This window comes from Nitratireductor sp. WH36-1, assembly GCF_058725515.1.
In genome coordinates, this window is sequence record NZ_JBZXDP010000002.1 from 521,460 (window position 1) to 543,676 (window position 22,217).

The 22,217-nt window shown below is 61.9% G+C and carries 18 protein-coding genes; 9 read left to right on the forward strand and 9 right to left on the reverse strand.

Annotated elements, in window-relative coordinates:
• Nucleotides 1-17: 17 nt before the first annotated feature.
• The 4 genes from repC to AC4PTT_RS21600 all read right to left on the reverse strand — a co-directional run bounded on the left by repC (nucleotide 18) and on the right by AC4PTT_RS21600 (nucleotide 5,472).
• Nucleotides 18-1,406 (reverse strand): plasmid replication protein RepC, encoded by a 1,389-nt coding sequence (gene repC / locus AC4PTT_RS21585; protein WP_492162710.1) that lies wholly within the window; start codon nucleotides 1,404-1,406, stop codon nucleotides 18-20.
• Nucleotides 1,407-1,635: 229 nt separating this feature from the next.
• Nucleotides 1,636-2,763: a plasmid partitioning protein RepB gene (gene repB, locus AC4PTT_RS21590; protein ID WP_492162711.1), complete on the reverse strand. Its 1,128-nt coding sequence runs from the start codon at nucleotides 2,761-2,763 to the stop codon at nucleotides 1,636-1,638.
• Nucleotides 2,760-4,010, reverse strand: coding sequence for a plasmid partitioning protein RepA (gene repA / locus AC4PTT_RS21595; RefSeq protein WP_206546510.1), 1,251 nt, complete (start codon nucleotides 4,008-4,010; stop codon nucleotides 2,760-2,762). Before repA ends, repB begins: the two co-directional genes overlap by 4 nt.
• A 652-nt stretch (nucleotides 4,011-4,662) precedes the next feature.
• Nucleotides 4,663-5,472 carry an IclR family transcriptional regulator gene (locus AC4PTT_RS21600; protein ID WP_299941961.1) on the reverse strand — a complete coding sequence of 270 codons (810 nt, stop codon included), beginning with the start codon at nucleotides 5,470-5,472 and terminating at the stop codon, nucleotides 4,663-4,665.
• Nucleotides 5,473-5,683: 211 nt separating this feature from the next.
• Between AC4PTT_RS21600 and AC4PTT_RS21605 the strand changes: the two genes are divergently transcribed.
• The 7 genes from AC4PTT_RS21605 (at nucleotide 5,684) to AC4PTT_RS21635 (ending at nucleotide 15,025) form a co-directional block, all read left to right on the forward strand.
• Nucleotides 5,684-7,216, forward strand: a complete 1,533-nt coding sequence (locus AC4PTT_RS21605; RefSeq protein ID WP_475080228.1) for a M81 family metallopeptidase — start codon at nucleotides 5,684-5,686, stop codon at nucleotides 7,214-7,216.
• A gap of 83 nt (nucleotides 7,217-7,299) precedes the next feature.
• A complete protein-coding gene (locus tag AC4PTT_RS21610; RefSeq protein ID WP_206553056.1) occupies nucleotides 7,300-8,925 on the forward strand; it encodes an ABC transporter substrate-binding protein in 1,626 nt (541 codons plus the stop codon).
• Between the two features lie 167 nt (nucleotides 8,926-9,092).
• The gene (locus tag AC4PTT_RS21615) at nucleotides 9,093-10,034 is read left to right on the forward strand and encodes an ABC transporter permease (RefSeq protein ID WP_206546493.1); all 942 of its coding nucleotides are present in this window, start codon (nucleotides 9,093-9,095) and stop codon (nucleotides 10,032-10,034) included.
• Complete coding sequence (locus tag AC4PTT_RS21620; RefSeq protein WP_113156411.1) at nucleotides 10,034-10,918, forward strand: ABC transporter permease; 885 nt, start codon at nucleotides 10,034-10,036, stop codon at nucleotides 10,916-10,918. Before AC4PTT_RS21615 ends, AC4PTT_RS21620 begins: the two co-directional genes overlap by 1 nt.
• A gap of 2 nt (nucleotides 10,919-10,920) precedes the next feature.
• The gene (locus AC4PTT_RS21625) at nucleotides 10,921-12,582 is read left to right on the forward strand and encodes an ABC transporter ATP-binding protein (protein ID WP_492162712.1); all 1,662 of its coding nucleotides are present in this window, start codon (nucleotides 10,921-10,923) and stop codon (nucleotides 12,580-12,582) included.
• A 28-nt stretch (nucleotides 12,583-12,610) separates the two neighbouring features.
• A complete protein-coding gene (locus AC4PTT_RS21630) occupies nucleotides 12,611-13,774 on the forward strand; it encodes a M20 aminoacylase family protein (protein ID WP_492162713.1) in 1,164 nt (387 codons plus the stop codon).
• Nucleotides 13,775-13,894: 120 nt separating this feature from the next.
• Entirely contained in the window at nucleotides 13,895-15,025 is a 1,131-nt protein-coding gene (locus tag AC4PTT_RS21635) for a M20/M25/M40 family metallo-hydrolase (protein ID WP_492162714.1), read from the forward strand.
• 17 nt (nucleotides 15,026-15,042) lie between these two features.
• Here the strand turns inward: AC4PTT_RS21635 and AC4PTT_RS21640 are convergent, their stop codons facing one another.
• Nucleotides 15,043-15,522, reverse strand: coding sequence for an Lrp/AsnC family transcriptional regulator (locus tag AC4PTT_RS21640; RefSeq protein ID WP_297559127.1), 480 nt, complete (start codon nucleotides 15,520-15,522; stop codon nucleotides 15,043-15,045).
• A 145-nt stretch (nucleotides 15,523-15,667) separates the two neighbouring features.
• On the opposite strand from AC4PTT_RS21640, the gene AC4PTT_RS21645 reads away from it, so the two are divergent.
• Entirely contained in the window at nucleotides 15,668-16,681 is a 1,014-nt protein-coding gene (locus AC4PTT_RS21645) for a 1-aminocyclopropane-1-carboxylate deaminase (RefSeq protein WP_492162715.1), read from the forward strand.
• Between the two features lie 9 nt (nucleotides 16,682-16,690).
• On the opposite strand, the gene AC4PTT_RS21650 is transcribed toward AC4PTT_RS21645, so the two are convergent.
• The 4 genes from AC4PTT_RS21650 to AC4PTT_RS21665 form a co-directional block, all read right to left on the reverse strand.
• Nucleotides 16,691-17,806: an ABC transporter ATP-binding protein gene (locus tag AC4PTT_RS21650; RefSeq protein ID WP_206546487.1), complete on the reverse strand. Its 1,116-nt coding sequence runs from the start codon at nucleotides 17,804-17,806 to the stop codon at nucleotides 16,691-16,693.
• Between the two features lie 3 nt (nucleotides 17,807-17,809).
• A complete protein-coding gene (locus AC4PTT_RS21655; protein WP_206553059.1) occupies nucleotides 17,810-18,688 on the reverse strand; it encodes a carbohydrate ABC transporter permease in 879 nt (292 codons plus the stop codon).
• Nucleotides 18,685-19,563, reverse strand: a complete 879-nt coding sequence (locus AC4PTT_RS21660; protein ID WP_113156403.1) for a carbohydrate ABC transporter permease — start codon at nucleotides 19,561-19,563, stop codon at nucleotides 18,685-18,687. The genes AC4PTT_RS21655 and AC4PTT_RS21660 overlap by 4 nt, the downstream gene beginning before the upstream one ends.
• A 91-nt stretch (nucleotides 19,564-19,654) precedes the next feature.
• On the reverse strand, nucleotides 19,655-20,902 hold the full coding sequence (locus AC4PTT_RS21665; protein WP_371685998.1) for an ABC transporter substrate-binding protein: 1,248 nt from the start codon (nucleotides 20,900-20,902) through the stop codon (nucleotides 19,655-19,657).
• 256 nt (nucleotides 20,903-21,158) lie between these two features.
• Here AC4PTT_RS21665 and AC4PTT_RS21670 point away from each other — a divergent pair, with 256 nt between their 5' ends.
• On the forward strand, nucleotides 21,159-22,211 hold the full coding sequence (locus AC4PTT_RS21670; RefSeq protein ID WP_113156401.1) for a LacI family transcriptional regulator: 1,053 nt from the start codon (nucleotides 21,159-21,161) through the stop codon (nucleotides 22,209-22,211).
• Nucleotides 22,212-22,217: the final 6 nt, after the last annotated feature.

The following is a 22,217-nucleotide window of genomic DNA, read 5'->3' on the forward strand; positions in this document are numbered from 1 at the left end:
CCCAGAATATGTTCATTTCAAGCTTGCGCTCTCCTTGAGCCTATAAGGGCTCGCTGGCGGGCCGAAACGAGCGCATTGAGCATCGGCTTGACGGAGAACGAGCCGCCATGGGCCCTTTCGGTCAACCGCCGGAGATAGGCGCCGGGCGACCGGATGGCCTCGGCCCGCTCCAGCATGGCTGCAATGGTGATTGCCGCGTTGATTTCGCCCATCTCTGTCCGCGCTTTCGCCCAGGCGTCCGGTGGAATTCCCAGCATGGAACGCACCGTTTCGGCGGCTTTCATGAGATCTCGCCAGTTTGTGAGGCCACCGGGCGCATAATCGCGCATTTGCGGACAGGCTGAGGTCACAATTTCCAGCCGCATCGTTGCGGTTCTGCCAGTATTTTCGCTTGCAGAAGCCTGTTTTGTCGGTCGTGGGGCTCTTTCCAGCCTTCCGGAAGGGCTTTTCCGGTGTGCTTTGGCAAGGGCTACGCTTTCATGAGCCTTTCGCGGCGTTTCCGCTTCGATGTCGTCTACGTCTATTTCAAAATTAGAGTCTGAGTCTGAATTATGAATATGGCGCTCATTTTGGGACTCATTGGCGCTCACTTTTGTGATTTCATTAACCATGCGCTCTGGATTTTGAGCCGCCAGCTCTTCGTCGCGAAGGTTATCGAGATAGGCGTTTTCGATTGCGTCGCGCAGTTCCACGAGTGCGTCTCTGCGTGCTTTGAGCGTTTTCCAATCGGTGTTGCGGCCCAATCTTCCAGAAAGCGCCTCGAGACGCTCTGCAAAGGCTGCAAAACGCTCTCCCCTGCCCTCCTGGGCGGTTGCGTGAACAATGGCCGCAATATCCCTCAGATGGATCGTTACTTCGCTCCTGAGGGCTCTCAGGGCCTTTGCAAGCCGCCGTGCTTCTGCTGCGTAAGCCTCGATTTCGCCCGCACGCATGACCAGAGGCGCTAGATCAAAGCCGAAAGCTTCCTCGATCTGGCCTTCTTCACCACGGCGCGCAAAACGTTTTCCATTGGCGCTGTCGCGGCGCAGAATGAGCCCGGCCTTCACCAGCGCGGCCAGATGCCGACGCAGTGTTGCTGGCGCCATGCCACGGGCGCGAATGGAGAGTTCGGCATTGGACGGGAACACGACAAGCTCCCCGCCGGGATCCAGCATGCGTTCACTGTTGAAGCTCACAAGCGCCTCCAGAACCACAATCGTCCTGTCGGAGAGGCCAAGCGCCGGTCGTGCTTCGGTTACGGCCCGCAGCAAATGCCATTTATCCACGGTATTTTCAGAACAGGCACGTGCATCGTCCGAGCGCGTGTTCAGGGCCTTGCGGGCACGCCGAACCTGCTCACTGACTATGATTTGGGCACGCGCCATCCCTTTCCCGCCGAATGGCGAGATTGCAAATCTATCCGTCATTGTCTCACCTTGCATTAGGCAAGAAAAAGACGCTCACCGAGTAACCCGGTGCTTGACTTTGAACGCTGGAAGTGATTCTTTCAGATTGCTACATCGAAAGGGGCTTCCGGAATTTAAACGTTCTGGGGGCCTTTTTCTTGCGCGTTTTTCCTCTCGCTCTACCTCTTCACTCTTCGTCTGACCGGCGTTTCCGCCGGATTTGTTTCACCGCATCTCGCGGCTGATGAACCTAGTTGCCGTCCGCCCGCTCTTTTTCAAAACGTTCGGACAGTTCGGGCAGAAGCCCGGCCACATAGTCTGCAAAGCCCGGCCGCGTCTTCTCGTCGAAATCGAGCCTGGGTTTGCTTCCCGGCGTCACCTTTGCAAGCAGACGGCCTTTCCTGTCTTCCACAGAGCGCGTTTTCTCAGCCTTCTTGGCTTTTGCCGACACCCTCTTGGCGAGGCGTTCGTAGAGCCTGCGGAACCGCTCGTCTGAATCGGCGGCACGGAACGCGACGGACTGAATCTCCTCCTGTGCGAGGGCCACAGCTGCTTCACGCTTCAGATACTCTGCCAGCGCCATCCAACGCGGGCGTCCGGCTTTCGGGGCAGGGCCAATCGCTGCTGCAATGTCTGCCGGAACGGCTTCAGCCACCTGCAGAAGCCGCGTCATCTCCGCCTTGTGCAGCGACAGTGCGCGCTGAACGACACTGCGGTCGAAACCATGGCGCATCAACGCATCGGCAAAGAAGGCGCGCTCGATGAAGGAGAGATTGCGACGTTCGGTGTTTTCCTTGCCCTGGGCAAGCACAAGATCGTCATCGCTCAGGGTCCGGACAATCGCCTGAACCGGCCTCTTGAGGCGGTTCGCGGCACGCACACGGCGATGACCATAGGCCACCTGAAAGCGGCCATTCTCCGTCGGATGGGGGCGCAGAAGAACAGGCACCTGCTGGCCATTCTCGCGTACGCTGTCCACCAGCGCAGAGAAATCTTCGTCGCCGTCATCTTCGAGGCTCAGGCGGTCGCGCACGATCGATGGGTCGATCAGGTGCGGCTCCACTTCGATCACGCGTTCGCCCTTGGCGAGGCTCTCGCGAATGGCCCGCGCATCTTCCACTTCACGTGTCATGGATGAGAGCGAAAGCCCCATCGCCTTGACCGCGCCGGAGGAACTGCGTGCAGGCGCCTCTGTGCTAGACGGAGCAAGCTTTGCTGCAAGTCTGGCTTCCGGCGCGGACTGTGTGGGATTTGACTGCGCGGAATTCGACTGGGCCGGTTTTGCCTGAGCAGGCTGCGGCTTATGGGAAGGCGAGGGGGCTTCGCCCTCACCTGCACCACCGAACAGCGCCTTCAGATGGTCCTTGCGCTTGCTCATGCCCCGTCTCCTGTCGCGTTACGACCCCAGGCGTTCTCGACCAGCGCTTCGACCTCGGCGTTGACAGATGTCAACGCTTCCATCGCGCGGTCATAGGTCGAGCGTGTGAAGTTGTCCCGGCCCACTTCATAGAGTGTCTGCTTGGTCAGGCCCGCATCGGAAATCGCGGTCGACTTGACCATGGGCGCCGTCAGAACGCGTTCGCCAAACTGCGACCGCAGGAAGCCGACAATCTGCGTCTGGGGACCATCATTCGGCTCGTAGCGCGTCACGAGGTAGCGCAGGAAATCGAAGTTCAGCGAACCGCCTGCCTCGCGCACAACCGACAGAAGATCGGCCGTCATGTAGAGGAACTGGCTCATCGAGGCGACGTCCAGCATCTGCGGGTGCACGGTCACGATGACCGAGGTGGATGCGCACAGTGCGGATAGCGTCAGGAAGCCGAGCTGCGGCGGACAGTCGATGATGACCACATCGTAATCATCGGCAACCGTGGCAAGTGCGGCCTGAATGCGCGCGAAGAAGAATTCGTCCGCACCGTCACCCGCCTGGCGCTCGGCCAGCATGCGCGGTGTCGTGTGCTCGAACTCGTGCAGCTCGAGATTGCCCGGCACCAGATCGAGCCCGTCGAAATAGGTCTTGCGGATGATCTGGGAAAGCGGCCTGCGCTCTTCGTCATATCGGATCGCGCCATAGAGCGTGTCATTGCCCGAAAGATCGATTTCGGGCTGATAGCCGAAGAGGGCGGAGAGAGACGCCTGCGGATCGAGATCCACCGCCAGCACACGATAGCCCGACAGGGCCAGATGCTGCGCCATGTGCGCGCTGGTCGTCGTCTTGCCGGAGCCACCCTTGAAGTTGGTCACCGAGATGACCTGCAGGTGCTCGTGCTCTGGGTCGCGCCACTTCACATAGGAACGGGCCTTGGCGAGGTTGCCCTTCGCCTTGGCCTGCGCCGCAAGATGCTGCCGGAGCGCGTTGATGTCTGAAAGGGAATAGTAACGGCGTCCGCCGGACCCGGTCTCTGGCTGCGGACCTTCGCCGGCAATGGAGAGCTGACGCAGATATCCATCGGAGACGCCGATCAGACGCGCCGCTTCACCACTTGAGAATGTGCGGAGCGTCTTCTGGGCTGCCGGCGGATAAAGACGGTCGCGCATGACGCGCAGCTGTTCGGAAAGCCGCGCAGCGTCCGCCGCGATGGCCTGGTCAGCCGCCAGAACCGGCTGCGCGTCCGCACCCTCCATCGCTACTTCAGCAACCTTGTCCAACTCCCGCTCTCCTTCATGGTCAATGGCCATGTCCATGCCGTGCCGCTCCTCGTCATCCAATCAAGTCGGCGCTGGTTGACAGGTGTCAACGCAACGCATCCCGTTGGCGGGCGCAGCGCGAATTGCCTTAACGTCACCACCCTCAAAAGGGCGCATGACGGAATAATATTGCGCAACGTAACCCGATTCGGAGCCATTCGGCGAGTGGCCTACGCTTGAGGGTATAGATACGCTTAAAATGCAAACGCGCTGAGGCAGGTTTGAAATCGGAAGTAACCGCTACTAACAGGTACGCATCGCGGTTACGCCAATTTCTCACATTCGCCGCCAGTTCCGTAACTAATGCCACGATGCAGGCGGCCATCGTCAAGAAGTTTTTGGTTAACAAGACGTTAACGGAACATGTTCTGTGATGGAAGTGAGCCGAATAATGCAGCCGTTACCGTGACTTAAGCCTTTCGGCGGAGCATATCGCATCGAAAACAAATCGACAGGGCCGGCTGGAAGTAGACCAAAACGCCGCCCGGGCCTCTGAAAAGGCACACATTTTCTTAACCGCAGCTCGCGCGCGGACAGAATCGGAGCGCTGCGCGCGCCGCTAAAAGATCTGGCAGGGGAGGGGAGGGCGTTAAAACCTGTTAATGACGCCTGCGGCCTCTCCGGCAAGAGGGGCGAAACGCCGACAGAAGCTCTCCGCATCCCATTCGCTGAGCGAGCCGGCAATGTGAATGGCCCCCAGCGGTCGTCCCTCCGGAGAGAGCAGCGCCGTGGCGATCGCGATCTCGCCCTGGAGCACTTCTTCGAGCGCCAGCGCATATCCATTCTCGCGCGCTTCCTGAACCTTGGCCCGGATGGCCTGAGGGTCGGTGATCGTTTTTGGCGTGATCTCGCGGCGCTCGGAGCGCTCGATGATTTCGTCCACTTCGTCGTCGCTCATATGCGCCATCACGGCGCGCCCGCCAGAGGTGCAGTAGATCGGCACGCTCTGCCCGACCAGCGTTGCGAAGAACGTTTCGCGCTTGCTTTGAAGGCGCGCAGCATAGATGAGCCGCAATCCGTCGCGCAGGCTGAGATCCACGCGCTCGCGCACACTGCGCCGCAGCTCCATCAGAACCGGGGAGGCCCGCGCCACCAGAGGGTTCAGCCGCAGATAGTCGCGTGTATGATCGAGAATGCGAATGCCCGGCACATAACCGCGGTCGTCTGCGTCGCGTTGCACATAGCCAAGCTGGCGCAGCGTGTGCACCACGCGCTGCGCGGCGCTCTTGCCCATGCCGCCGGCAGCCGCAATCTCGTTCAGCGTCAGCGGTTTGCTCGCATCGTGAAAGGTCGAAAGCACCTGCATGGCGCGCGCAATCGCCTGCACGAAAAGGGGATCGTTCTCATCGATGCTTGTGCTCGGCGGGACACCGTATTCGCCCTTCTGAATGTAACGCACGCAGACTTCCAATCCCGCCAGAATTCGTTTGACACCCGATCCGCTGTACATCTATCGTTATATCGATACGAAAGTATCGTACAGCGATACTTGGTCCTTCACCCTATCACGCATTTCACGGGCGTCGACCCGAAAATGCGGTCTTGCAACAGCGGGGCTTGTGAATGCGGCGTAGCCTATCGATCGGCAGTCTCTTGCGGGGAGGCGTCTTATGAAAAGGCGCGTTGCACTCGCCGGTTTCCTTCACGAAACAAACACTTTCGCACCATCTCCCGCGACCTATGCGCATTTCGAGCAGGGGGGCGGCTATCTGCCCCTGTCGCGCGGAAACGAGATCATCGAGCGCTCGCCGGGCGTCAATCTGGGCATATCCGGCGCGGTTGCGCATGCGCAGAAAGCCGGATGGGAAATCGTCCCGGTTCTGTGGACCGGCGCCATCCCGTCGGCTCATGTCACGCGGGACGCCTATGAGCGCATCGCCGGTGAAATCGTGGACGGGATCGCTGCGGCCGGTCCGCTGGACGGCGTCTGCCTCGACCTGCATGGCGCGATGGTCGCCGAACATCTCGATGACGGAGAAGGCGAACTGATCGCCCGTGTGCGCGCGGTCGTCGGTCCCGACGTGCCGATTGCCGTGAGCCTTGATCTGCATGGCAACACGACGCAGCTCATGGTCGATGAAGCCGATCTGCTTGTCGCCTTCCGCACCTATCCGCATGTGGACATGGCCGAGACCGGCCGGCGCGCCGCCGAGGGCCTCGACAGGCTGATGGCGCGGGGCCGCTCCTTCGCCAGCGCCTTCCGGCGGCTTCCCTATCTCACTTCCATTCCCTGGCAGTGCACTTTCATCGAACCGGCGAAAAGCCTCTATGAAGAGGTTGCCGCGCTGGAGACGGGGCCGGTTGCAAGCGTGTCCTACTGGATGGGCTTTCCCGCAGCCGATATCGAGGCGTGCGGCCAGACCGTTCTCGCTTATGCAGAAACCCAGGACGCGGCCGACCGCGCGGCGGACCAACTCTATGCGCGCATCATGGAAGCGGAGGAGGCTTTTGCCGGCCGCGCCTGGGGCCCTGATGAAGGCGTGCGCGAAGCCATGCGCATTGCCGAAGGGGCGAGCCGCCCGGTGGTCATTGCCGACACGCAGGACAATCCCGGCGCCGGCGGCGATTCCAACACGACCGGCATGCTGCGCGCGCTTTTGAGAAACGGCGCGCGTCGCGCCGCCATCGGCATGATCATCGATCCGCTTGCGGCCCTTGCCGCCCACGCAGCAGGGGAGGGGGCCGAGATCACCATTCCGCTGGGCGGTCAGTCCGGCGTTCCGGGTGACGCGCCCTTCACCGGCACGTTCCGCGTGGAAAAGCTCTCCAATGGCGATCTTCATGCGACCGGCCCCTATTACGGCGGCACGCATATGAATGTCGGCCCGTCCGCCTGCCTGTCGATCGACGGTGTGAAGATCGTCGTCGCCACGCACAAGGCGCAGATGGCCGATCTCGCCATGTATCGTTTCGTCGGCATCGAGCCGACGGAGATGGCCATTCTGGTCAACAAGAGTTCGGTGCATTTCCGCGCCGATTTCGATCCCGTCGCCGAGACCGTTCTGGTCTGCACGGCGCCGGGGCCCATGCCGCTCGACCCGGCGGACCTGCCGTGGACGAAACTGGCGGATGGAATGCGCCTGTCGCCCCGGGGGCCGGTTTTCCGCCGCTCACAGAGCGAACCGCTCATGATGGAGGGCTGACAGGAGAAAAGCGCGGCGGGAGAACCGCGTTTGAGACGTCACGACGAACACAATTTCACTTTCCAAAGAAAAAGAGGGAACTCATGTCGCGTCTTCAGGATAGAATTCACCACTTAAAGAGCCATGTGCGCGGTGCGTCGCTTGGCCTTGCCGCCGGTGCAGCGCTGATCGCGGGCATCGGGGCGGCCACGCCGGCCCTTGCGCAGGACAACACGATCACGGCCGTCATGCATTCGGGCCTGCGCGTGCTCGACCCGATCATCACCACCGCCCACATCACCCGAAACCATGGCTACATGGTCTATGACGTGCTGGTGGCCGTTGACGAGAACTTCGCCCCGCAGCCGCAGATGGCCGACTGGACGATCTCCGACGACAATCTCACCTACACGTTCACGCTGCGCGACGGTCTGAAGTTCCATGACGGCGCGCCGGTCACCGCAGCCGACGCCGTTGCCTCGCTCCAGCGCTGGGGCAAGCGCGATTCCGGCGGCCAGCTCATCTTCGATGTGACCGAAAGCCTTGAAGCCACAGACGACAAGACCATCGTCTGGAAGCTGAAGAGCGCGTTCCCGGCGCTGCTTGACACGGTCGGCAAACAGTCCGCCGTGCCGCCCTTCATCATGCCGGCGCGCGTGGCCAGCGGCTCCGCCGACGAGGCCATCACCGACTACACCGGCTCCGGGCCGTTTGTCTTCGTTGCCGACGAGTACCAGCCCGGCGTTTCGGTCACCTATCGCAAGTTTGAGGATTATGTCCCGCGCGATGGCGCAGCGAGCTGGATGGCCGGCGGCAAGAACGTGAAGGTCGATGAGGTGAAGTGGGTCACCATGCCCGATGCCCAGACCGCCATCAATGCGCTCATGTCGGGTGAAATCGACTATATCGAGCAGGTGCAGATCGACCTTCTGCCGCTGCTTGAGGCGAGCGAGGATATCACGGTCGAGACCCGCGACGACCTGGGTTACCAGACCATCGGCCGCATGAACTTCAAGCATCCGCCCTTCGACAATGTGAAGATCCGCCAGGCCGCGCAGATGGCGCTCAGCCAGGAAGCGGTTCTCGCAACGCTGATCGGCAATCCGGACTACTACAAGGTCTGCGGCGCGATCTTTGGCTGCGGCACGCCGCTGGGTGATGAATCCGGCTCCGACACGCTCACCTCCGGCGGCGACATCGAAGGCGCGAAGAAGCTCCTCGAAGAGGCCGGCTATGACGGCACGCCCATCGTGCTGATGCAGCCGACCGACGTGGTCAGCCTCACCGCCCAGCCGGTGGTGGCCGCACAGGCCATGCGCGAGGCCGGCTTCAATGTCGACATGCAGGCGATGGACTGGCAGACGCTCGTCACCCGCCGCGCCAGCCAGGCCAAGCCCGCCGAAGGCGGCTGGAACATCTTCTTCACCAACTGGATGGTGCCGGAGATCAACTCGCCGCTCATCAGCCCCATGCTGAACGGCCGCGGAGACGCCGCCTGGTTCGGCTGGCCCGAGGACGAGAAGATCGAGGAGCTGCGCGCAGCCTTCATCGCCGCCGATACGCCTGAAAAGCAGAAGGAAGTCGCCGTCGACATCCAGAAGCACACGCTGGACAATGTTCTGTATGTCCCGCTTGGCCAATATGTCATGCCGCAGGCGCGCACCAACAAGCTGACCGGCATGATCCCGTCTCCCGTTCCGGTGTTCTGGAACATCGAGAAAGCGGACTGACCGCGTGAACTCCTGCCCCGCCGGTTGTCTGGCGGGGTCATTCACGGGGCATTCGGGCCATGCGCCCGGCGCGATTCCCTTTCGCTCCCTGATCGGGATCGCGCGCCCCGCTTTTTTGCAAGGCGGCAGCCTTTCGCACGTCACAGGTCAAAGGACGTCACGTTCCGATGCTAGGCTATATTCTCCGGCGCGTTCTGGCCGTCATTCCGGTCATGGTCATCGTCGCCATATTCGTTTTTCTGCTGCTCCGGCTGACGCCGGGCGATCCGGCCGCCATCATCGCCGGCGACATGGCGACGCCCGAACAGCTTGAGCGCATCCGCACCTCGCTTGGCCTGTCCGATCCGCTGCACGAACAGTTCATCACCTGGGTCGGCCTTCTCATGCAGGGCGAGCTCGGCACATCGCTGATTTCCAGCACACCGGTCACCCAGATGATCGGTCAGCGCATCTGGCCCACGGTGAACATCGCCGTCCTGACCATTCTGCTTTCCGTTCTGATCGCCGTTCCCATGGGCGTGCTCGCCGCCTGGCGTCATCGCACCTGGGTCGACTACGCGGTCATGACCTTTTCGGTTCTGGGCTTTTCGATCCCGGTTTTCGTCATCGGCTACATCTTCATCAAGATCTTCTCGATCGAGCTGCGCTGGTTCCCCGTTCAGGGCTATGTCGCGCCAACGGAGGATTTCGGAAAGTTCCTGTCCCGCGCCATTCTGCCCTGTCTCACGCTCGCCACCATCTATGTGGCGCTTATCGCGCGCATGACCCGCGCCTCCATGCTTGAGGTTCTGGGTGAAGACTATATCCGCACCGCGCGCGCCAAGGGCGTGAAGGAAACCGTGGTCCTGTTCCGCCACGCGCTGTCCAATGCCGCCGTGCCGATCATGACGATCATCGGCACCGGCTTTGCGCTTCTGATTGGCGGCGTGGTGGTCACCGAAAGCGTGTTCAACATTCCCGGCATCGGGCGCCTCACGGTCGACGCCATTCTGGCGCGCGACTATCCGGTCATTCAGGGCATGATCCTACTGACGAGCGGTCTCTACGTTCTGATCAACCTGCTCATCGATCTCTCCTACACCTTCTTCGATCCGAGGATCCGCTACTGATGGTCGCTTCCCCGCAACCCGCATCCCGCATGCAATGGCTGTTCGGCGCGATGGCGCTGCCGCGGGGCTGGCGTCTCGGCGCCGGGCCGGTCATCGCTGCCATTGTGCTCTTCATCATCGTCATGCTGGCGCTTCTGGCCCCGCTCATCGTGCCGCACGATCCCATGGCCATCGATGCGCTCCAGCGGCTCAAAGGGCCGAGCGAGACCTATCCGCTTGGTACCGATGCCTATGGGCGCGACGTGCTTTCGCGCGTCATCACCGGAGGCCGCGTGTCGCTCTTCATCGGCATATCGGCTGCGGTCGTCAGTGTGCTCATCGGTCTTTTGATCGGTCTTGTCTCGGGCTTCTTCCGCACGGCGGACGCCATCATCATGCGCATCATGGACAGCCTGATGGCCATTCCCTCCATTCTGCTCGCCATTGCGCTGGTCGCGCTCAACGGGCCGAGCATCTGGTCGGTCATGGGAGCCATCACCATTCCCGAGATACCGCGTGTCGTGCGGCTGGTGCGTTCGGTGGTTCTGTCGGCGCGTGAAGAACCCTATGTGGAAGCCGCCATCGCACTCGGCTCCTCCATGCCGAAAATCCTCTGGCAGCATCTCATGCCCAACACGCTCGCACCGCTCATCGTGCAGGGTACCTATATCTGCGCATCGGCGATCCTCACCGAAGCGATCCTGTCCTTCCTGGGTGCCGGTGTTTCGACCGAAATTCCCACCTGGGGCAACATCATGGCCGAGGGCCGTGTCTACTTCCAGCTCAAGCCGTCGCTCATCTTCTGGCCGGGGCTGATGCTCTCGCTGTGCATCCTGTCGATCAACCTTCTGGGCGACACCGCACGCGACATGCTGGATCCGCGTCTCAAGAAGCGGGAGGGGTGACCATGAAATTCAAGACCCGCAATTTCGATGACATGCCGAACGTTCTGGAAATCGAGGAACTGACGGTCCGCCTTGCCGGAAACGAAACGGCGGCCCCGGTTCTCGACCATGTGTCGCTGAAAATCCGGCAGGGCGAGACGGTCTGTCTTGTCGGGGAGTCCGGTTCGGGAAAATCGGTCACCTCGCTCTCCGTCATGGGGCTTTTGCCCAAGGGCGCGCTTGCCGCCACCGGCGGGCGGATCGGGCTTGAAGGCAAGAACCTGCTCGATCTTGGCCCGCAGGCGATGCGCGACATGCGCGCGCAGAAGATCTCGATGATCTTTCAGGAGCCCATGACTGCGCTTAACCCGGTTATCCGGGTTGGCGACCAGATCGAGGAAGTGCTCAACACGCACACCAGGCTCTCCGCGAAGGAGAAGAAGGCGCGTGTGCTCGACATCATGAACCAGGTGCATCTGCCCGATGTCGAACGCATCTACCGGTCCTATCCGCACCAGCTTTCCGGCGGCCAGCGCCAGCGCATCATGATCGCCATGGCGCTGATCCTCGAGCCGCAGCTTCTGATCGCCGACGAGCCGACCACCGCGCTCGACGTGACGACGCAGCAGCAGATCCTGACCCTCATCGCCGAGCTTCAGGAAAAGCACGGCACCGCCGTTCTCTTCATCACCCATGATATGGGCGTGGTGGCCGAGATTGCCGACACCGTTCACGTGATGAAGCTTGGCAAGATCGTCGAACAGGCCCCGGTCGAGCAATTGCTGCGCCACCCGCAGGAGGAATACACGCGCGAGCTTCTTCAGGCCGTGCCGAGCCTCACCCCGCGCGCCGCGCGCGATGCGCCCGGTGGGGAGGCGGTTCTGTCGGTAAGCGGGCTGCAGAAGGTTTATGGCGCGCATGGCGTGTTCAAACGCAGCGAACCCACAAAGGCGGCCACCGATGTGAACTTCGCCATTCAGCGCGGGCGCACGCTCGGTATTGTCGGCGAAAGCGGCTCGGGCAAATCCACCGTCGCGCGCTGCATCATGCGGCTGATCGATCCGACGGAGGGCGAGATCCGCGTTGCCGACCATGAGATCGCCACGCTTTCACGCCGTGCGCTTCAGCCGCTGCGCCGTCACATCCAGATCGTCTTTCAGGATCCCTTCCGCTCGCTGAACCCGCGATGGACCATCGGGCGCAGCCTCGTCGAGGGACCGCTCAATATGGGAACGGAGCGCAAGGCAGCGCTTTCGCGGGCGCGTGAACTCCTGAAACTCGTTGGTCTGCCCGACGACGCCATCGACCGCTATCCGCACCAGTTTTCCGGCGGGCAGCGCCAGCGCGTCGCCATCGCGCGCGCCATTGCCATGGAGCCGGATGTGCTGGTGGCCGATGAGGCGGTTTCCGCGCTCGATGTTTCCGTTCAGGCGCAGGTGCTCGACCTTCTGGACGAGCTTCAGCAGAAACTCGGCATCGCCATTCTTTTCATCACCCACGATCTGCGCGTTGCCGCCCAGATCTGCGACGAGGTGGTTGTGATGCAGCATGGGCGCGTGGTCGAACATGACAGCGCCGCCAATGTGCTTTCCGCCCCCAGACACGCCTACACCCGCGCGCTGATCGAGGCAGCACCCGGGCGTCAGTGGGATTTCGCGAATTTCAGAGAATTGCAGACCGTTTGACGTGAAAAGCGTCAGTTTGGAGAAAAAAATGCCCGTTTTGCCGAAAATCGCTGATTACTCAGATGAGCTGACGGAGATCCGCCGCGACTTCCACCAGCACCCCGAAATCGGCTTCGAGGAAGTCCGCACATCGGGCATCGTGGCGGAGCTTTTGAAGAAGTGGGGCGTGGACGAAGTTCACACCGGGCTCGGCAAGACCGGGGTTATCGGCGTCATCAAGGGCAAGAAGGAAGGCGACCGCACCATTGGCCTGCGTGCCGACATGGATGCGCTTCCCATGGATGAGCTGACCAATCTTCCCTACGCCTCGAAAAACCCCGGCGCGTTTCACGGCTGCGGGCATGACAGCCACACCACCATGCTTCTGGGTGCGGCGCGCTATCTGGCCGAAACGCGCGACTTTGCCGGCCGTGCGGTCATGATCTTCCAGCCGGCGGAGGAGGGGCTTGGCGGCGCGCGCGCCATGTTGGCCGACGGGCTGTTCGACAAATTCCCCTGCGACGAAGTCTATGGCATGCACAACAACCCGCTCGCGGAGCCGAACAAATTCGGCGTCAAGCCGGGACCGGCGATGGCCGGCGCGACCTTTTTCGACATCACCATCAACGGCGTCGGCAGCCATGGCGCGATGCCCCATCATGCACGCGATCCCATCGTCATTGCCACGGCGCTGGTGCAGAGCCTGCAATCCATCGTTAGCCGCAACGTGCAACCGACGCAGCCCGCCGTGCTCTCGGTTACCCAGATCCATTCCGGATCGGCTTATAATGTGGTGCCGGACAAGGCGGTGATCTCGGGCACCATCCGCTATTTCTCCGACGAAGTGCGCGACCTGATCCATGAGCGGGTGGAAAAGCTCTGCGCCGGTTTTGCCACGAGTTACGACGTGGAAATCGTTCCGGACCTGCGCCCCGTCTTCGATGTTCTGATGAACGACGCCGACCTTTCCGAAGCCTATCGCGAAGCGGCGGCCGAGATTGTCGGCCAGGACAATGCGACCATCACCAGGGAGCTGGTCACGGGCAGCGAGGATTTCGCCGACATGCTGAAAGCGGTTCCCGGGGCCTATTGCACGCTTGGCCACAAGGGCTCGGTCCCCGTTCACAATCCGGGCTTCATTCTCGATGACGGGATTCTGCCCGTGGGTGCGAGCATCATGGCCCGTATCGTCGAAAAGCGCCTTCCGCTCTGAGCCAGCCATATGAGCGTTTTCGCTGAAATGCGAAAACGCTCCAACCCATTGTTTTTGCGCAATTCCGAACGAAACCCGTTTCCACTTTTCCCGTAATTGCTCCAGTTCAGGATACAGACCATGAATTTCAAGAACCTGCCATTCGACACGGACACCATGCTGGCCGGGCTCAAACCCTGGATCCTCTGCGAGAGCCCGACATTCGACGCGGCTGCGGTGGACCGCATGATGGACCTCGCCGCCTATGAGCTTGCCGCTGTGGGCGCGGAGATCGAGCGCATTCCCGGCCGCATGGGTTTTGGCGGTTCGGTGCGCGCGCGCTTTCCGCACCGGGACTTCGGCAAGCCTGGCATTCTGATCTCCGGCCATCTCGACACGGTTCATCCCGTCGGCACGCTGGAGAAGAACCCCTGGCGCATCGAGGATGGCCGCTGCTACGGCCCCGGCATTCAGGACATGAAGGGCGGCAACTATGTGAGCATCGAGGCGATCCGCCAGCTCATTCTCGCCGGCATCGAAACCCCGTTGCCGATCACCGTGCTGTTCACGCCCGACGAAGAGGTGGGCACGCCTTCGACACGCGAGCTGATCGAGATGGAGGCGCGCAAGAACAAGATCGTTCTGGTGCCCGAACCCGCGCGCGAGGATGGCGGGGCCGTGACCGGCCGCTACGCCATCGCCCGCTACAATGTGAAAACGTCGGGCCGCCCGAGCCATGCCGGCTGGGCGCTCAAGGATGGCCGCTCGGCCATCGCCGCCATGGCGCGCAAGATACTCGAAATCGAGAGCATGACCGGCGACGACTGCACCTTCTCGGTGGGCGTGGTTCATGCGGGCCAGTGGGTCAACTGCGTCTCGTCCTTCTGCGATGCGGAAGTGCTTTCCATGGCCAAGCGTCAGGCCGATCTCGACCGCGGCATCGAGCGGATGCTCGCGCTTTCGGGCGAGGAGAACGATGTGGTGATCGAGGTGACGCGCGGCGTGACCCGCCCCGTCTGGGAGCCGGACGCCGGAACCATGGCCGTCTACGACCTCGCGCGCGGCGTTGCCGACGAGATCGGCTTCGACCTGACCCATGCCAGCGCCGGCGGCGGCTCCGATGGCAATTTCACCGGCGCGCTGGGCATACCGACGCTCGATTCCATCGGCGTGCGCGGCGCGGGCCTACACACGCTTGGCGAACACATCCAGATCGACAGCCTTGTCGAACGCGCACAGCTGATGGCGGGACTTCTGACGCGGCTGAAATGACGGGAACGGCGCGGCGCTCAGAAATCGAGCGCTGCGCCGTCCACCACCTCTTTCATCACGAAGAAGGTGCGGGTCTGGCGGACGCCGGGCAGCGCGATCAGCTGGCTGCCGTGCAGCCTGTTGAAATCAGCCATGTCGCGCACTCTTATCTTGAGGAAGTAGTCAAAATCGCCGGCGACCAGATGGCAGTCGAGGATGAAGGGCAGTTCGCGGATGGCGGCTTCGAAGGCGGAAAAGCTCTCCGGCGTTGAACGGTCGAGCACCACACCGACCATGACCAGCGCGCCGCGCCCGACATGCCCGGGCGCGATTGAGGCGTGGACGCCGCGAACATAGCCATCCCTGAACAGCCGCTCGGTGCGGCGATGGCAGGTGGCCGCGCTGACGCCAACGCGCTTTGCCAGATCAGCATTGCTCAACCGCCCGTCTCGCTGAAGATGGCGCAGAATGCGCATGTCGGTGCGGTCGAGTTCCGTGCCTGCGGAAGGTTCTTCCATATCTTCCCCATAATTTTTGCGGCTTGAAGCATTGTACGGAACTGCTGTCGCTTTCCTGCTTCAAACTTCATCGAACTATGGAAGCACCTTTCTTCGGTTTTTGGCTAGCCTTTCCGCAACGATCCAACTTCTGGAAAGGTCTGCCATGCTGGAAAAATTCGAGCGCTACCCGCTCACCTTCGGTCCCACCCATATCGAAAAACTGGAACGTCTCTCGGCGCATCTGGGCGGCGGGGTCGCGCTTTATGCAAAACGGGAGGACTGCAATTCGGGCCTCGCCTTCGGCGGCAACAAGCTGCGGAAGCTGGAATACATAGTGCCCGACGCCATCGCCTCTGGCGCGGACACGCTGGTTTCCATCGGTGGCGTGCAGTCGAACCACACGCGCATGGTTGCCGCCACGGCTGCGCGGATCGGCTTCAAATGCCGGCTGGTGCAGGAAAGCTGGGTGCCCCATGAAGACGCCGTCTACGACCGCGTGGGCAACATTCTCTTAAGCCGCGTGATGGGCGCGGATGTGCAGATGGTGGATGAGGGGTTCGACATCGGCATCCGGCAAAGCTGGGAAGACGCTTTGAAGGACGTGGAGGCAAAGGGCGGCAGGCCCTATCCGATCCCCGCCGGCGCATCGGTGCACAAATATGGCGGGCTTGGCTATGTGGGCTTTGCCGAAGAGGTGCGCGCGCAGGAGGCCGAACTCGGCTTCACCTTCGACTATATTGTCGTGTGCACGGTGACGGGCTCCACCCATGCCGGCATGCTGGTGGGGTTTGCCGCCGATGGCCGCGCCCGCAATGTGATCGGCATCGACGCCTCGGGCACACCGGACCAGACGCGCGCCCAGGTGCTGGAGATCGCGCGCAACACGGCGAAGCTGGTGGAACTCGGCCGCGACATCGAGGAAGACGATCTGGTTCTGGTGAAGGACTATGCGTATCCCGCCTATGGCGTGCCTTCGGAAGAAACGAAGGAGGCGATCCGCCTCTGCGCGCGGCTGGAAGGCATGATCACCGATCCGGTCTATGAGGGCAAATCCATGCAGGGCATGATCGACCTCGTGAAGAAGGGCTACTTTCCCGAAGGTTCGAAAGTGCTTTACGCGCATCTGGGCGGCGTGCCGGCCATCAATGGCTACAGCTACGCCTTCCGCAACGGGTAGGTCCTGAGCCTAGACAATCCGCGCTTCGGTTTCCGGGTCGAACAGCAGCGCCTTGTCGAGATTGAAGGCGAGGCGGGCTGTCTGCCCGGCCGAAATGGGTGCGTCGGCGCGAAGCCGCGCGACGATCTCACGACCACCGAGCCGTGTGACGGCGAATGTGTCGGAGCCGGCCGGCTCGATCACCTCGATGTCGCAGTCGAGTTCGCTCACATGGCGCGCATTGCGGTCGGCGCTGTCCGGATCGGTCAGCGCTTCGGGCCGGATGCCGAACACCACGTTCTGACCGTCTCGCCCGGCAAGCGCGCCATTGGCGCCGGCGAAGGGCAGGGCAAGTGGCTCGCCCTCGTCGCGCTCCATCATGATGGCCACATCTCCGCCGCTGGCCTTCACCTTTGCGGGGATGAGGTTCATGGAAGGCGAGCCCATGAAATCGGCGACGAAGAGGTTGTTGGGCGTGTTGTAGATTTCAGCCGGCGTGCCGAATTGCTGCAGAACGCCGTCCTTGAGCACGGCAATTTTGGTGGCCAGCGTCATCGCCTCGATCTGGTCATGCGTGACATAGACGATGGTGGTGCCCATGCGCTGATGCAGGCGCTTGATCTCGGTGCGCATGTCGACCCGGAGCTTGGCGTCGAGATTGGAAAGCGGCTCATCGAACAGGAACACCATCGGATCGCGCACCAGCGCGCGGCCCATGGCGACACGCTGGCGCTGGCCGCCTGAAAGCTGGCTCGGCTTGCGGTTGAGCAGCGCGCCGATCTGCAGTGTCTCGGCCACTTTGGCGATGGCCGCATCGCGTTCCGCCTTGGGGACGCCGCGGATTTCCATGCCAAAGCCGATGTTTTCGGCCACCGTCATGTTGGGGTAGAGCGCGTAGGACTGGAACACCATGGCGATGTCGCGCTGCGAGGGGTGCAGGTCGTTGACCACCTTGCCATTGATGCTGATCGAACCGCTGGTGATGGGCTCGAGCCCGGCAATGGTGTTGAGCAGGGTGGACTTACCGCAGCCGGACGGGCCGACGAGAACCAGAAACCCGCCTTCCTCGATCTCCAGATCGATGCCCTTGAGCACATCGACCTTGCCGAAGGATTTCCTGAGATTGTCGATCTTGAGAAAGGCCATGGCTTATCCTTTGACGGCGCCGGCCATGAGGCCGCGCACAAAATAGCGTCCGGAGACAATGTAGACGACGAGCGTGGGGAGTGCGGCGAGGATCGCGCCGGCGAAATGGACGTTGTACTCCTTCACGCCGCCCGACGATGACACCAGATTGTTGAGCGCCACCGTCATCGGCTGGGAGTCGAAATCGCCAAACGACACGCCAAACAGGAAGTCGTTCCAGATGTTCGTGAACTGCCAGATCACCGTGACGACGATGATCGGCGCGGAGGACGGCAGGAGAATGCGCCGGAAGATCTGGAAGAAGCCAGCGCCGTCGATCTGCGCCGCGCGTACCAGCTCGGTGGGGAAGGCGGCGTAGTAGTTGCGGAAGAAGAGCGTGGTGAAGCCCAGCCCGTAGACCACGTGGATGAGAACCAGCCCCTGCGTCGTGCCGGCAATGCCCAGCATGCCCAGAATGCGCGCTGCGGGAATGAGCGCGATCTGGAACGGGATGAAGCAGGACAGAAGGATGAGCCCGAAGACGATGTCGTCACCCCGGAAACGCCATTTGGTGAGCACATAGCCGTTGAGCGCGCCCAGAACGGTGGAGATGGCCACCGCCGGCACCACCATCAGGATGGAGTTGAAGAAATAGGGTTTCAGCCCGGTCGGCTGCACGCCTATCTGCGCGCTCGACCAGGCCCTGGCCCATGGCTCGAGCGTAAAGACGTCCGGCAGCGCGAGCATGTTGCCCTGACGGATCTCGTCCAGCGGCTTCACCGAATTGACCAGCATCACGTAGAGCGGCAGGAGATAATAGACCGCGAAGACGATCAGCACGGTGTAGAGCAGGGCGCGGGCAAGCCTGTTGCCGCTGACGCCAACGGTTTTCCCGGCGCTCATCTCTGCCTCCCCGGTTTCAGCTCGGAATAGAGATAGGGAATGATGATCGAGAAGATCATCACCAGCATGATGATGGCCGACGATGCGCCAATGCCCATCTGGTTGCGGGTGAAGGTGTAGGAATACATGAAGGTTGCCGGCAGTTCGGTCGCCTGACCGGGGCCGCCGCCTGTGAGCGCCACCACCAGGTCGTAGGACTTGATCGCCAGATGCGCGAGCACCACGAAGGCGGAAAGAAAGACGGGGCGCATCATGGGGATGATGATGCGGCGATAGATGGTGACGTTCGACGCGCCGTCCATCTGAGCGGCCTTGATGATCTCGCTGTCGACGCCGCGCAGGCCCGCAAGAAACATGGCCATGACAAAACCGGAGGATTGCCAGACAGCGGCGATCACCACCGTGTAGATGGCCAGTGTCCGGTCCTTGATCCAGGCGAACTCGAAACTCGCCCAGCCCCATTGATGCATGGTGTTCTCAAGACCGATGCCCGGATCGAGAAACCATTTCCAGGCCGTGCCGGTGACGATGAAGGAGAGCGCCATCGGATAGAGATAGATGGGACGCAGGAAGCCTTCGCCGCGGATCTTCTGGTCGAGCAGGATCGCCAGGAACAGACCGAGCACCGAGCAGATCACTATATAAAGAGTGCCGAAGATCGCCAGATTGGTGAGCGCCCGCCACCAGTGGCGTAAGTTCCATAATTTCTCGTAGTTTTCGAAACCGACAAAGCCGTAGGACGGCAGCATGCGCGAGTCGGTCATCGACAGGTAGAAGGTGTAGAGAATGAAGGCGTAGACGAAGATCAGGATCAGCGCCATGCTCGGACTGAGCACCAGGCGCGGAATGATCTCCTGCAGGCGATTGCGGTTCATGCGGGGCTTCCCGTTGAACGGTGCGGCGCGGCAGCCGGATCAGCCAGGCGGAGCGAAGACCCCGCCTGACGATGCGTTGCACTGGCCTGTTTTACTGTGCGGCAGCGACGGCGTTCTGAAGCTCTTCGACTGCTTCTTCCGATGTGAGGTCACCGTTGAAGTGCTGCGTGACCACATCGTTCACCGCGTTCTTCACCGCAGCCGGCGCGCCATGACCATGGGCCATGGAGCCGAACAGCGAACCGCTGGCATTGGCTTCCGCAAGATCGGCCATGCCCTTCTTGCCGCAATCGTCAAAGGCCTCGTTGGGCACGTCGGTGCGTGCGGGAACCGAGCCCTTCACCACATTGAAGGCGGACTGGAATTCCGGGTTCATGACGGAAGACGCCATCATCTTCTGGGCCTTCTGCTTGTCTTCACCCACCTGGAACATGACGAACTGGTCGGAGTTGAAGGTCACGGAACCCTGCGTGCCGGGGAAGCGGATGCAGACGAAGTCCTCGCCGGGCTTCTTGCCGGCCTTGAGGAATTCGCCCTTGGCCCAGTCGCCCATCATCTGCATGCCGCCGGTGCCCTCGATCACCATGGCGGAGGCCAGGTTCCAGTCGCGACCGGAGAAATTGTCGTCCACATAGGTGCGCAGCGTGGCCATGCGGTCGAAGGCTTCCTTCATCTTGTCGGAGCCAAGCGCCTCGGGATCAAGATCGTTGAGTGCGGACTTGTAGAAGTCGTTGCCCAGAGAAAGCACCACCGCCTCGAACACCGTGGCGTCCTGCCAGGGCTGACCGCCATGGGCGAGCGGGGTGATACCGTTCTCCTTCATCTTGTCGAGCACGGCGACGAGCTCTTCCCAGGTTTCCGGGGCCTTGCCGCCGGCAGCATCAAGCGCGGCCTTGTTGATCCACACCCAGTTGGTGGAATGGACGTTGACCGGCGAGGCAATCCAGTTGCCGTCATATTTGGAGAAATTCTGAAGGGCGGCGGGAACCACTTCGGCCCAACCCTCTTCTTCGGCGACGTCGTTGAGATTGCCGACCACGCCCTGTTCGGCCCAGTCGAGAATGTCGAACCCGAGCATCTGCACGGCAGTCGGCGCGTTGCCGGCGGTCACGCGGGCGCGCAGGGCGGTCATCGCGGCTTCACCGCCGCCACCGGCCACCGGCATGTCCTGCCAGGTCACGCCCTTGGATTCCAGATCTTCCTTGAGCACGTTCAACGCGGCTGCCTCGCCACCCGAAGTCCACCAGTGCAGAACCTCGACATTGTCTTCGGCCATTGCACTGCCAGCGGTGAGGGAAAGAACGGCTGCTCCCGCCGCAAGCGCGGCGAATTTGCGAATGATCATGATACTCCTCCCAATGGGATCGCTTGCTCCTCTGCGATCTATATATTTATAACGTTATAAATCCGGGGAAGGTCAATCAGTTTCTTGTCTGATTGGCGGAAGGAGGTAGAACGTTGAAACTCAAAACGAAATCACAACAGGCAGGTCGCGCCTCGAGCGCAAAAGATCCGATTTATATCGATTGAAATGAACAAAATCAGAAATTCAGACGCGTCCGGGGGCTGGATGACGTCTGCCGGCGGAGCCTGACATGGCGCGCCGATCCGACCGACCGACGCTGCGCACCATCGCAGAGATTACCGGGCTTGCCGTCACCACGGTTTCGCGGGCGCTGCTCGACGCGCCGCAGATTGCGCTTGAGACGCGCCAGCGCGTTCAGCGCGTGGCGCGCGAGATCGGCTATCAGCCAGACCGCGCGGCACGCCATCTGCGCACGGGCCGCACCAATGTCATCAGCTTCGTGCTCGACCCGCATGACGAGCTGCTTGGCTTCTCCACTTCCATGATCAGCGGTCTCACACGCGCCCTGCGCGATACGCAGTATCATCTGGTGATCACGCCGCATTTCGCCGAAGCGCCCACGCTCGATCCGATCGAATACATCCTGCGCAACCGCACGGCGGATGGCGTCGTCTTCTCGCGTACCGAACCGGATGACCCGCGCGTAAAGCTGCTGGTCGAAAACGATTTTCCGTTCGTCTCCCATGGGCGCACCGATCTTGGGATCGAGCACGCCTTCGTCGATTACGACAATGCGGGCTTTGCCCGCATGGCGGTGGAGCGTCTTGTCGCGAAGGGCAGGCGACGCCTTGCGCTGATCCTGCCGCCGCAGCGCTTCACCTTTCACCGATATCTGCGCGACGGCTTTCTTGCCGCCGCTGCCGAAAACGGCGTCGAATGGGAGCTGCCCGCCGAGATCAATCTCGACAGCAGTGCGGCCGATCTCTACGCGTGGCTGGGCTGGCGGCTTGAACAGCCCGCTCCGCCTGACGGTGTGGTGTGCGCGGGCGAGGTTTCGGCGCTCTCCATCATGGCGGCGCTGAGCGACCGGGGGCTGAAGGTGGGCGAGGACTTTGACCTCGTCGTCAAGCAGACTTCGCAGCTCTATGACGAGGTGCGTCCGCGCGTGGATGCCGTCTATGAGGACATTGCAGAGGCGGGCGAATTGCTGGGGCGGTTGCTCGTCCGGCGCATCGCCGGCGAACCGGTCAGCGCCTTGCAACATCTGCAGGAGCCGATCCCGCGTTTTGCAGACCGCAGCCATGGCACGCGCGCGGCGGTGGGGGCGCGGCAAAGCGCCTGACGAAAC